General features: G+C 64.5%; 6 protein-coding genes. 1 reads left to right on the forward strand and 5 read right to left on the reverse strand.

Annotated features, from left to right (window positions below; genetic code table 11):
* Positions 1-27 precede the first annotated feature (27 nt).
* Positions 28-2907: a heavy metal translocating P-type ATPase gene (locus QRX41_RS07735; RefSeq protein WP_313839794.1), complete on the forward strand. Its 2880-nt coding sequence runs from the start codon at positions 28-30 to the stop codon at positions 2905-2907.
* A 21-nt stretch (positions 2908-2928) separates the two neighbouring features.
* Here the strand turns inward: QRX41_RS07735 and QRX41_RS07740 are convergent, their stop codons facing one another.
* The 5 genes from QRX41_RS07740 to QRX41_RS07760 form a co-directional block, all read right to left on the reverse strand.
* On the reverse strand, positions 2929-4020 hold the full coding sequence (locus QRX41_RS07740; protein ID WP_313839796.1) for an alpha/beta fold hydrolase: 1092 nt from the start codon (positions 4018-4020) through the stop codon (positions 2929-2931).
* Positions 4021-4056: 36 nt separating this feature from the next.
* Positions 4057-6387, reverse strand: coding sequence for a YhgE/Pip domain-containing protein (locus QRX41_RS07745; RefSeq protein ID WP_313839798.1), 2331 nt, complete (start codon positions 6385-6387; stop codon positions 4057-4059).
* A complete protein-coding gene (locus QRX41_RS07750) occupies positions 6384-9020 on the reverse strand; it encodes a YhgE/Pip domain-containing protein (RefSeq protein WP_313839799.1) in 2637 nt (878 codons plus the stop codon). The genes QRX41_RS07745 and QRX41_RS07750 overlap by 4 nt, the downstream gene beginning before the upstream one ends.
* Before the next feature lie 262 nt (positions 9021-9282).
* Positions 9283-10590 (reverse strand): chloride channel protein, encoded by a 1308-nt coding sequence (locus QRX41_RS07755; RefSeq protein WP_313839800.1) that lies wholly within the window; start codon positions 10588-10590, stop codon positions 9283-9285.
* A gap of 56 nt (positions 10591-10646) precedes the next feature.
* Positions 10647-13055 carry a S9 family peptidase gene (locus QRX41_RS07760; RefSeq protein WP_313839802.1) on the reverse strand — a complete coding sequence of 803 codons (2409 nt, stop codon included), beginning with the start codon at positions 13053-13055 and terminating at the stop codon, positions 10647-10649.
* Positions 13056-13148: the final 93 nt, after the last annotated feature.

The raw sequence follows: 13148 nt of genomic DNA on the forward strand, positions 1-13148 counted from the left end.
ATACCCCTGGGGGGTATAGTGAGCCACATGAGCAGCATCCTGGTCCTTATCGCGGCCCTGGCCATAACGGCGGGCATCATCTGGTACTTCTTCGCGCCCAGAAAGGCCACCCAGGCCAAGGATGAGGGCGGCGTCCAGACAGTCCACATCACAGTCAAGGGCGGATACAGCCCCCAGCTGATCCAAGTCCAGGCCAGGCGGCCGGTCAAGCTGGTCTTCGACCGCCAGGAGAGCGGAGAGTGCTCCTCGCACGTGGTCTTCAACGATTTCAACATCGACAAGACCCTGCCCGCCTTCCAGACCTCGACCGTCCAGCTGACCCCGCCCAAGGCCGGCGACTATCCCTTCGCCTGCGGGATGAACATGCTCCACGGGATGCTCCGGGCCACCGATGGACCGACAACCGGCAGCGCCGAGGCACAATCCAAACAAGCACAAAGTAGCCAGTCACAAGGCGAGCGCCCACAAGCCGAACCCACCGAATCCGCCAAGCCCGCCCAGACCAATGGCGGCAGCGACCAGGACGAGGCGGATCAGGAGCGCACGGCAGAAATCCGTGACCTGACCAGGCGGTTCATCGTAGCCCTGGTCTTTACGCTCCCGGTCTTCATCCCGGCCATGTTCGGCATGTTCCTGCCCATGCCCCACATGCTGATGAACCCCTGGGTCCAGCTGGTCCTGATCCTGCCGGTGATGTTCTACTCAGGCTGGCCCATCCACCGCACCGGATGGCTGGCCCTGGCGCACCGGGCCCCGGAGATGAACTCCCTGGTCGCCCTAGGCACTGCCACGGCCTTCCTCTACTCACTGGCGGTCACCGTGGCCCCGCAGCTCCTGCCTGAGGGAAGCCGCGAACCCTACTACGAGGCCGTGGGCACCATCATCACCCTGATGATCCTCGGCCAGATCCTGGAGGCAAGGGCCCGGTGCGGCACCGGCGATGCGATCCGCGCCCTTATCGGGCTCAGGCCCAAGACCGCCACCGTGGTGAGGACCGACCAGGACGGCAGGGAGACCACCCAGGAGATCGCCGTCGACGATGTAACCGTCGGGGACGTGATCCAGGTCCATCCGGGCGAGAAGCTGCCGGTGGACGGCCAGGTCATTTCCGGATCATCCTCAGTGGACGAATCCATGGTGACCGGCGAGCCCATGCCTGTCCTCAAGCAGGAGGGCGATTCCCTGGTCGGAGCCACCGTCAACGGCACAGGCTCCCTGCGCTACAAGGCCACCCAGGTAGGGCAGGACACCGTTCTGGCGCAGATCATTCGGCTGGTCAAGACGGCTCAGACCTCCAAGGCACCCATCCAGAAGCTGGCTGACCGGATATCGTCAATCTTCATCCCCGGGGTCATCCTGGTAGCGCTCTGGACCTTCGTGGCCTGGTGGGCGTTCGGCCCCATGCCCCGCGGAGTATACGGAATCGTGGCGGCGGTCTCCGTCCTGGTCATCGCCTGCCCCTGCGCCTTGGGCCTGGCCACCCCTCTGTCCGTGACGATCGGCACCGGACGCGGCGCCCGTGCCGGCGTGCTCTACCGGTCGGCGGAGGCCCTGCAGGGAGCGCATGACGTCGATACCATCGTCCTTGACAAGACTGGCACCATCACCCAGGGCCGACCCGAACTGGCTGATGCCCTGAGCGTGCAGGGTCTGGATGAGGATCTGCTGATCAGGGCAGCCGCGAGTGCCGAGAGCAATTCCGAGCACCCCCTGGCCCAGGCCATCGTCCAGGCCGCCAAGGACCGCAATCTGGAGCTGGTCCCGATCAAGGACTTCGACTCGGTCACCGGCGCCGGCATCGATGCAACCTTCCCCTCCGGCTCCTTCAAGAGCATGACAGAAAACAGCCGGAATGAAGAGAATACCCTCCATGTCCTTGTCGGCAACCGCAGACTGCTCGAGGGCAAGGGAATCGATCTAGGGAACGGCATGGCGGACCAGGCTGGCGCACAATCCCTCTTGGACACCGCCCGCAGCTGGGAGGACCAGGGCCGCACAACCATCTTCGTGGCCATCGCCGGCAGGCTTGCCGGGGTTCTTGCCGTGACCGACCAGGTCAAGTCCGGGTCCAAGCAGGCCATCCACGACATGAACGAGCGCGGCATCCAGACCATCATGCTGACCGGCGACAACCAAGGCACCGCCGAGCAGGTCGGCAGCCAGGTCGGGGTCACCCGGGTGGTGGCGCAGATCCATCCCGAGGACAAGGCGGGCATTGTCAAGGCCCTCCAGGCCCAGGGGCACAAGGTGGCCATGATCGGCGACGGCATCAACGACGCCCCGGCCCTGGCCCAGGCCGACCTGGGCATGGCCATCGGCACCGGAACGGACGTGGCCATCGAGTCCGCCGACGTGACCCTGGTCTCGGGCGACCTGAACGCGGCGGTCAAGGCCATCGACCTTTCGGCGGCGACCATGCGCAACATCCATCAGAACCTCTGGTTCGCCTTCGGGTACAACGGCCTGGGCATCCCCATCGCCGCCGGCGTGCTCTACCCCTTCATCGGCCTCCTGCTCAACCCCATGATCGCCGGCGCAGCCATGGCCTTCTCCTCCCTGTCAGTGGTGCTCAACGCCAACCGGCTGCGGCACACGCCCCTGAAGGCCAGGCCGGTCAAGGAGGCCAAGCCAATCGACATGGATGCCCTGACCAGGGACCTCAGTATTTCCACCCACCAAGAACACAACCAAGAGAAAGGAAACGAGATGGGACTCTTCCATCATCACGACGACATGCAGCAGGATCAGGCAGCAACAGACAAGGTCACCGACCCGGTCTGCGGGATGTCCATCGACCCCAGCACGGCCGCAGCCAAGCGCGACTACCAGGGTAAGACCTACTACTTCTGCTCGCAGAATTGTGTCGATACCTTCGATGCCGATCCTCAGAAGGTGCTCGACAAGTAGGATCGCGTGTTCGGCGTCTGATCAGCGGTCGTCAGCGAGCTGCCAGGGCTGGTCGAAAAAGTCGAAGATGCGCTCCAAGTAGGGCCCCAGAACCTTGTCGGGCATCTGGTAGAGCTCGTGCATGCTGCCCGGGATGCGCACCAGCGTGGCCTGGCAGCCGCCCTGCTGGACCTGGTCGACAAAACGGTTCTGGGGCATCGGCAGCACAAAGCGGTCGGGCTGCGCCTGGAAGAGCAGCAGAGGGGTCTCCACCCGGCTGCACCGGTCGGGACGCAGTATGGCCCGGCTCATCTCCAGGCTCTCCCTGACCCAGCCGAAGGTGGCTGCGCTGGTCTGGTAGTGCAGTTCCTTGGCACGTAACTTATGGGTCCAAGCCACCCGAGCCTGGCTGCCATTGGGGTACTTGCCCATGTCCAGTTCGGGACGGAAGGGGCCGAACCCTGGAGCCATGCTGCGCGAGCGGCCCATCATGCAGGCGGCGTTTGTCGCCGTCCATGCCACCGAGGGCATCAACCCGGTCCGCGGCGCAATCATGGGCGATGACAGGACCGCCTTATCAATAAGTGAAGGAAAAGTTTCCAGCATCCTTGCAGCCACGCCGCCGCCCATGGAGTGGGCATAGAGCACCATGGGCTTGTCCTGGGCGTACTGCTGGCCCACCTGGGAGCAGAAAGCGGCCAGATCCGCCACATACCGCTGCCAATGATCCACCCATACCAGACTGGGATCGTTTACGCCCCGGCCGGAGAAACCGTGTCCCCAGTGCTCGGGAATGCAGACAGAGTACCCCTGCATCAGGAAGTACCAGGCCATCTCCTGATACTTGTCGGCGAATTCCGAAAAACCGAAGGAGATGATTACGGCCCCGCGCACGCGAGCCGACCCTGACTCCACCGCGCCCTGACGAAACAGCGTCCGGTCATAACAGACGTAATGCAGAAGCCGGGAGGGATCCACGCCGCTGAGATGGGCCTTGTCCAGCACGGTTCCCCCATTCTCGCCGCCGTCATGGGAGATCATCCATCCGTCACTGCGACAGGAGGCCAGGTCAGGAAGGACGCGATCCTTCATGATCTGGTCGTAGCGGCGCTCCTCAACCAGTTGGACGCTCATGCTCTCACCCTATACCACCTTCTGTTGGACTCGGCCCTACATGAGCCGGGTGCTCTCCAGGTTTCTGACGATCCAATCATTGAAGCGGATGACGGGCTTACGCAGGACCAGCCCCAGCAGCAGCGAGGGTACCAGGAAGAGGGCCAGGGTGGCCATCTCCCGCCAGAATTCCATGCCGTAGGCTCCGGCAACGGCCGACTGCATGGCCCCGATGGCGTGGACGAAGGGCAGGAAGGGATAGACCCCCTGGAAGAAGCCGGGCAGGGTCTCCATGGGGAAGGTGCCGCCCGAGCCAGCCACCTGCATGACCAGGAGGATGACAGCGATGGCCTTGCCGATGTCCCCGAAGGAGACGACCAGGGTATAGATCAGATTCATGAAGACGAAGGAGGCGAAGACCGCCACCAGCACGAACATCAGCGGATGCACGCACTGAACTTTCAGGTAGAAGAGGTCACCCAGGGCGATCAGGCAGCCCTGGAGGATGGCCATCAGCGCGAAGACCGCGAATCTGCCGAAGTACTCCTGGTAGAGCTGAAGGCCGAAGCGGCGGGCGTTGCCTGGCGACTCCGGGCGGAAGGCTCCCCAGGAGCGGCTGCCCTCGGAATCCTCATCCAGGTCATCGGCCCTCTTCCAGGCATCCTGCAGGGAGTCCAGGTGCAGGACGAAGGCCTTCTTCTTGTCGGACAGGGCCACCTTCATCATGGCTGCCAGAATGGTGGCGCCCACCCAGATGGAAAGGATGGTGTAGAAGGGGGTCATGGCCGACCCGTAGTTCATGACCGGGAAGACCGCATGCCGATGGATGCCGACAGGCGAGGACAGAAGCGCAGCCAGGGTTTCGGAATCCCCGCTCAGCAGGGTTTTGACCTCCTGCGCATCCTTGCCTTGCGAAGCCTGGGTCAGGTGTCCCCCCAGGTCGGTCAGCCGCTTGGAGGCCTGGTCCAGGCGCTGGGAGATCTCGCCCAGCTGGTCCTTGGCCTGGCTGATGTCCTTGGTCATAGGGCCCGTCAGCCCAGAGGCGCCTTTGACGGTTCCATCCAGACCCGTCAGCAGCCGGTCGGTCGAAGTGACCACAGTGTCCATGGAGGAAGCCAGGTCATCCAGGCGGGGCTTCAGGTCATTGCGGTACTGGGCGCGGACCTGATCCACCGAGGTGCGGGCCTGGGCGATCCTGTTCTTCAGATCCTGCCGCTGACCGGCCAGCTTGTCCTTGCCCTCCTTGGCCGTCTGGGAGGCCTGGCTGATCCGATCGGCCAGATCGCGCTGGGCCGCCTGGGCCGCCCGCATTCCGGCCTGGGCCTGATCGATGGCGGTCAGCAGGGCCTGGCGCTGGTCTGCTGTCAGATTGGCGTCGGATTCCACAGTGCTGCGCAGATCCTCCAGGCTGGCGATCATTCCGTCGTAGTCAGCCGCCGATTCCCTGATCCGTTCGCTCAGGTCGTTCAGCTGGCTGCTGACGGCATCGCTCTGCTGGCCTACCTTGTCAAAGGCATCGTCGATTTTGGAACCGATGGTGTCATAGGCGCCCGAGGCCTGGTCAAGGGCGGCATCGACCGCCTGGGCCGACCCGGAGAGGGACCTGCCCAGATCCTTGGACCCCTTGGTTCCCTGATTCAGGGCCTTCCTGGCATCGGCCATGGCGGAATCGGACCGGCCCAGGATTCTGCCGGTGGAGTCGATCATCTGGCCGGAGGAGTCCAGAAGGCCCGCATAGGCATTCACCTGGCTGGAGGCGGTGGTCAGCCGCTGTGACATCTGGTCGATGTGGCCGGTCGTCCTGGTCAGATAATCCTGGACTTCGGGGCTCTGCGAGTAGGTGAAAACCTGGCTGGCCAGATCGATCCCCACCTGCCCCACGGTCTTGACGAAGGTCTTGTCGATGGTCGTGGCCACGGTGTCGGCCCCCTGCTCCGTGACATGGGGGGCGATGGCGTTCTTCTTCTCGTTCAGGTAGTACTCGAGGTTGGCGTGCTTCACATCCTTTGAGAAGAGGGTCATCATGTCCGCGCTGAAATCCTTGGGAATGACGATGGCGGCGTAGTACTCGCCTGAGCGCACCCCCTCCAGGGCCTGGTCGCGGTTGACGAACCTCCAGTCCAGCTGGTCGTTGGCCCGCAGCGTGCTGGTGACCGTCTCCCCCACGTTGATCCTGACCGGGATCAGGTCGGACTTGTACCCCTTGTCGGTGTTGGCCACGGCCACCTTGATGGCCTTGGTGTTCTTGTAGGGATCCCAGCTGGCGGCGATGTTGAACCAGGCGTAGAGGGCCGGGACGATGATCAGGCCCATCAGGACGATGATGGCGATGACGTTGCTGGTGGCATCGGCCAGATCCTTGCGCAGGATCCTCCAAATGTTCCTCATCGGCGATCACCATCCTCGCGAGCGCCTTCCTCATCGCGGTTCAAAACTGATTCACGCACGGCCGTGGTCAGCCTGGTCATGGCCGAGGGACCCTGCCGACGGGGGCGAATCAGGGTGTGGAAGTCCATGCCGGGACGCTCGGTCAGGCCCAGCTGCTGCACATAGCTGTCGCAGATGTACTCGACGATGATCAGGTAGGCGTCGATCAGGACGATGGAGGCGATGCAGGCGATCAGCATGACGATCTTGGCCTCGGTGCTGAACAGCAGGATGAGGAAGAGGACCGGCAGCAGAACCAGGGCCAGACCAGCCCGGATCAGCGTTGGATAGAGGGCCAGGAAGCGATGCGCCCGCCGCCTTATGACAGCACGGTAGTCGCCCTCGCCCAGGATGGAGCGGGCCAGGCTGCCCAGGCTCAGACGACGGTCGGCCGAATGGTTCTGCTCGGTCAGCATCAGGTCGGTGGCGCCCAGCCGCCGGTCGAAGAGGGCGTTCAGGTTGAGCAGGTACCGCCGCACCACCAGTCCGATCAGGAGGGCCGCGGGCAGGTACCAGAAGATGTGGAGCATGTCCTGCCAGTAATGGTTGCCGTACATGCCGCCGATGGTCTCGCGCATGGCGTTGATCCCGTAGGTGAAGGGCAGCCAGGGGTTCAGATTGCGGAAGAAGTCGGGCATCATCTCAATGGGGTACATGCCCGAGGAGCCGGGTATCTGCAGAATGACCAGGACCACGGCCAGGGCCTTGCCGATGTGCCTGAAGGAGGCGGCCAGGGCATAAATGATGTTGATGTAGACGAAGGAGGCAAAGACCCCGGCCAGGACGAACAGGGCCGGCTGCTGGCACTGGATGCCCAGCATCAGGTCGCCCACTGTAGCGATCAGCGCCTGGAAGAAGCCGACGAAGACCAGCAGAAGCCAGCGGCCCAGGTAGGCCTGGGTGGCGGTGCACTTGCGGATGCCCTCCTTGTCGACCTCCAGCTTGTAGATGGCGATCAGGATGAACCCGCCCACCCAGAGGGCCAGATTGGTGTAGAAGGGCGCCACGGACGACCCGTAGTTGCTGACCGGATAGACCGTGTGGGAATCCAGCTTGACCGGAGAGGCCATGGCCTTTCCGAAGGATTCGGGGCTCAACCCCAGGGTCTGGGACATCCGGTTCCAGGCGGCCGAGGATCCCAGAGCTGCCACATCGGTGCGAACCCCCTCCAGATCGGACCTGACCGAGGCCAGGGAGGCCCTGGTGGTGGACAGGGTCGACTGGGCCTGACCAATGGTGGAATCCAGCTGGTCCAGCAGGGCATCGGTCTGGGCGGCCGTGGTGGACAGGCTGCTCAGGGCGCCCTGGAGCGAGCCATTGGAAGCGTTGAGGTTGTCCAGCCCAGTCAGGAGGTTGGGCATGGTGGTCCCCGTCAGGCTCTGGCTGGCCGCAGTCAGGGCCTTGATGCCTGTGTCGCCGGTGTCGGTCATGGCCGAGCTCAGGTCCGTTGCAGCCTGCTTGCCCGAGCCCAGGGCCGTGGAGGAGTTCTTCTTGAAGGCATCCAGGGATGCCTTCTGCTGCTGGTTGGTCTTTTTCAGATCGTCGATCTGCCGCTGGATGCTCTCGTAGGCCGGATCCCCGGGATGCAGCCCGGACTGGTCCAGACCTGTCTGGAGCCGGTCCACGGCCTTCCCGTTGGCGTCCACCAACTGGCCCAGGCCGGAATTGACCCGGTCCACCTTGTCCTGGGTGGCGTTCAGGTCGGCGGTGATCCCGCCTGCCACCGTATTCACATCCGTGACCGCGCTGGACAGCCGCACCGACCCGTCCGCCAGGGCCTGATTCAGGGCGGAGGAGAAGCGGAGGCTGTCATCGCGGGTCCTGGTCATGTGGTCCTGGGCCTTGCTCAGGGTGGCCTGGGTGGCCGATATCTGACCCTGCAGGTCCTTGATGTCGCTTCTGGAGCTGGCCACGGTCTGCCGGGCCTGGCCCATGGTGGAACCAATCCGGTCAAGCTGGCCATCCGTACGATCCAGCTGGCCGATGATTTCCCCCAGGTCGCCCACCACCTGGCTGCGGCTCTGCTCGGCCGCACCCTGGGCATCGCCGGCGGTCTGCAGGACCTTCCCGGCCAGGGCATCGCTGACGGCCGAGACGAAGACGGTGTTGATCTCCTGGTCGATGGTGGAGGCGCCGGTGTCGGTCACCTTGGGGGCGATGGCGTTCTTCTTCTCATTGACGTAATAGTTCAGCGCAGGCCTGCTCCCGGTCCCCTCGACGATGCCGACCAGATCGGCGCTGAACCGTTCCGGGATGATGATGGCCGCGTAGCACTTGCCTGAGTGGACCTCGTCGATGGCTCTCTGGTCATCATCCATGAACTTCCAACCCAGGCTTTTGTTGGCGCGCAGCTCCTGGATGACTGATCTGCCGGCATTGATCCTGCCGGTTTGCGCGGATTGGGCCCCTCGATCCATGCTGACGACGGCCACGGGCAGGTTCTTGACGTTGCTGTAGGGGTCCCAGAGGGCCATGATGTTGAACCAGGCATAGAGGGAGGGCAGCACGGCCACGCCGATGGTCACCACCAGGGCCACGGGGTTGCGCAGTATCCGCCAGAGATCTCGCCTGAAGATGGCCAACACGGTCTTCACCGCCAGGCACCTCCTTCTTGTCTGTCCGGGGTATCACGGCATTGGCCTGCTCCACTCGGATCGGCTGCATCCTCCCGGGACCTACGTCCGGCCCGAGTATAGCCACCCTTCCTTACTGGCCCAGGCCGGTCAGCTGATCGTGAATGCCCGCTCGACGCCCGCTCAATGCTGGAGGCGGAAGGGCAGGCATGCGACCAATGGTGGTTTCATCGTATATGAGTAAGGACGGATCCCTTGGGCGACACGGGCTACCGACGACGGTTTATGCCTTGGCCACGAACAGACGGGAGACCGCCGTCGACAGGGCCACAGCCAGGCCCATGGGCATGAAGGCCATGACCGGCAGATGGCAGACCTCCATCAGCATGGCCATGGCCATGAGCGGGGCCTGCTGGGAGGCGGCCAGCAGGGAGGCGGCGCCAATCACGGCACACTGCCAGACCGGCAGGCCGGGCACAAGGCAAGACAGCAAGAGGCCCAGAACAGCGCCCATGGCGGATCCCAGAGCTATGGACGGCGTCAGGGTGCCGCCGAAGGCCCCGGCACGGATGGTGGCTGTGGTCAGCAGGGCCTTGGCCAGCGCGAAGATAACCAGCAAGGCGAGCGACTGAGCCAGCTGGAGTCCCGAGAACCCTGCAGACAGCCGCTGATCCATGCCCATCTGGGCCAGAGCCCGGCCGTTGCCCAAAACCTGGGGAACGGCCAGGGCGACCAGACCGGTCAACAGAGCTACCACCGTCAGCTGCCAGATGGCCGCAGGACCAGTGGTTCTATGGGCTTCTGCCCAGGAGGTCATCCGCCGAAATCCTGCCCCCAACAGTCCCATGACCGGCCCGATCAGCAGGACCACCGCCATGAGCCAGGGCCGGAAGGGCTCGGAGCCGACCTTATAGTAAGGAGCAAACCCCTTGATGGAGCCGCCGACCAGGGTAGCCAGGGCCGACATGGCCAGATTGACCGTCACCACTTCGGCATCCACCCGCCGCAACAGCACCTCGATGCCGAAGAAGGCGCCGGTCAGCGGCGCGATATAAATGCCGGCGAATCCGGCTCCTGCTGCGGAGGCCACCAGCAGCGGACCGTCCTGATCACGCAGCCCCAGCCGTCGGCCCATCCTGAACCAAAGACCGCCTAGCAGGGCCCCGGCCTCGCGCGGGGCCACCTCCCTGCCGATGGAGCCACCGGCAGCCACAAAGAAGATCTGGGTGAGCACATGAACCACGGTCCGCCCCGGGGGCATGGGCACGCCCTTGACAGCCTGGCCGACCGAGGGAACCAGTCTGGTCCTCGTCCGCAGCCAGGCCCAGATCAGACCGGCCGCCAGCCCGGCAATGGTCACCGAGGCCAGCCTCCTGATCGGCGGCACCGCCTCAGCCGTGGGAGTCTTTGGAGTCTCAGCGAAACCCAGCAGGCCGACCTGGGTCAGCTCGAAGAACCTTGCCAACAGGCCCGAGGAAAGTCCGACCAGCAGGCCCAGGCAGAGCACCGAGACCGCCAGGCCCCAGCTGCGAGGAAGCTGGAATCCGCGACTGGACCCTGGAGCCTGGTCAGGCTTTCGTTGGATATGCACAACCCCAATCTAGCGGAAGCAACCGCCAGCAGAGCGTCAGCCCAAACAGCCTTTTGTCAGTCCGTTTTGTTCTTGAGGGCCTCCCGCAGGAAGTCCCGCTGCAGAATAAGCAGGTTCTCGGCCACGATCTCGTCGTTGGTCATGTGGGTGATGCCGGTCAGCGGCAGGACCGTATGGGGACGGCCAGCCGCCATCAGAGCGCCGGAGAGCCTCAGGGTGTTGGCCACGGAGACGTTGTCGTCCGCAAACCCGTGGATCAGCATCAGCGGGCGGCGCAGCGAGGGGGCGTCATCAATGATCCCGTTGCGGCGGTAGACGGCCGGGTCCATACCCAGATAGCGCTCGGTGTAATGAGTGTCGTAAAGAGTCCAGTCCGTGGGCGGGGCGCCCGCGCAGGCCGCATGGATCCGGTCGGGAGCCCGCAGAACCGACAGGGCCGACAGGAAGCCGCCATAGGACCAGCCGATCATGGCCACATGTCCCAGGTCTGCCTCAGGAGCGAAGTCCGGCAGGGCCTCCAGAGCCTCAAGCTGGTCATCCAGAGTCACCTGGGCCATGTCCTCGAAAATGGCCCGATCCCAGGCAGGCCCACGACCCGGCGTACCCCGACCGTCGGCGGTCAGGACCAGGAAGCCCTGATCCGCCCACCACTGGGACTCCCAGTAGTAGGACTGGTTGAAGACCACCTGCTGGGCGCCCGGCCCGCCGTAGGGCTTGAGCAGGACGGGCAGGCTGTCGGCGCTGGCGTAGGGGCTGGATTCGGACGGTCTGACGATGGCAGCGAACAGCTCGTGCTGGCCCATACGCACGAAGTCCACGTTGGGGGTGAACCCGGGATCGCTGCTGGTGTCGGCCAAGACGGCGCTCATGGCTCCCTGGCTATTGATATGACCGGCATCCACGGCCCGCCGATCAGGACGATCCTGATGCTCATGCCGCACAGCTTCGCCAGTCTGCTTAGCGCTGCTGTCGGGGCGGGCTTCGCCAACCAGCCCCAGCCCTTCAGCACCCAGGCGGTCCAGATCTCCATCAGCCCCCAGGTAGCAATGGCGCACTTGTCCCTGCGCCGAAGCCATGGTCCGTCCGCTGACCACGATGCCATGGCCGGCTCGCGAGGCGGACCACACCCCAGGCAGACGGTTGAGCACATGAATGGAGCCGTCATAGCCCAGGCGCATCAGGTCGAAGCTGCGGGGGTCAGTAGAGACCACCGCCAGCACATCGCGATCCTCCACGGACAGCACCTGTCGAATCTGGCAGCCAGCAGGGGAGAAGACCCTTCCGTCCAGGCGCAGCCGAGTGGTGTCGGCTTCTGTATCGATGAAGGCATCCACCAGCCCGCCCTGGGGCCGGTAGGCCGGCAGCCCCGGCACCAGGTCGATCCACTGGTCGTTGCCATGCTCCTGCAGCACCCTGGTGGCCACCTTGGGCGCCGCCTCGGGATCAAGCAGGGTCATATTCTGCCCCGGCTCCAAGCCCTGGCGGGCATCCGGCACCTGCACATCCAGAATCCTGTCCTCGGTCTGCCGACGGTTCTGAACCAGCAGCAGGGGCCGATGCCCGTCCTGCCAACGGACCACGGCCAAGTACTCGAAGGCCTGATGGTCCCAGTCCACCTCGCCCACCCAGGGGTCGTCGTCATCCTGGCCCAGGAGGACCAGACTCAGCCCGACGCGGGCGTTGGCGGTCAGAGCCTGGGGATACCGCCGAGCGCGCGGCCCGACCTGGGGATTGGCCGGATCGCTGATGTACCAAATCGGCTCATCGGAGGAATCCGTGTGCTCGACCAACAGGGCCCGGGAATCCGGCGACCACCAGAACCCCTGGTAGCGGTCCATCTCCTCGCCGGCCACGAACTCGGCCAGCCCCAGCCGCATTCGATCATCGGTGCCTGGGCGCAGGGCCAGGACAGCCCTTTCTCGATCCTGCCCGGCATCCTGCCCGATAGTGACCACCATCAGCCGGTCGCCAGTCGTATAGGCCACCATGGTGCCGTCCGGACTGATGGCGGGATTGAGCACAGCCGAATCGCTGTCTTCCAAACTCAGGACCCGCGTGGAGGCGGTGAGACCATCGGGGGCTATCAGCGAGAGCCAGAGCCGACCGCCCAAGGCAAAGACCACCCGATCCCCGGAAGCATCCACGCTGTAATCGACAATGCCCTCGCCACCCTCTCGCGAGCGCTCCCTGCGAGCCAGCTCGGCGGCCGGCACCTGTTCCTGGTCCGCATCCTCCAGCAGGGCCCTGGGGTCGGCCAGGAGCACCTCATGGTGGCGGCCTTCCTGGTCAAAGACGGACAGCCAGAGCCCGGTCACCAGGTCTTCAGGCCCGTCGGAGCGTAGAAAGACAGCCCGTGAGCCGTCCCCCACCGCCAGGGCCGACCGTGGCGCACCCAACGTAAACCGCAGGGTCCGGGCCTTGGCCCGCGGATATGCCTCCATCGCCCGATCCACCTCTTCGGCCATGCTCGCTCCTCGACTATCTCTGACATGATCCCCATGACCATGCATCTGCCACGATGATAAGCGCCCAGGTGCCAAAGGGGAATTCGAATAGCT

The organism is Bifidobacterium kimbladii, from assembly GCF_032193675.1.
In the GTDB taxonomy this organism is placed as follows: Bacteria; Actinomycetota; Actinomycetes; order Actinomycetales; family Bifidobacteriaceae; genus Bombiscardovia; species Bombiscardovia kimbladii.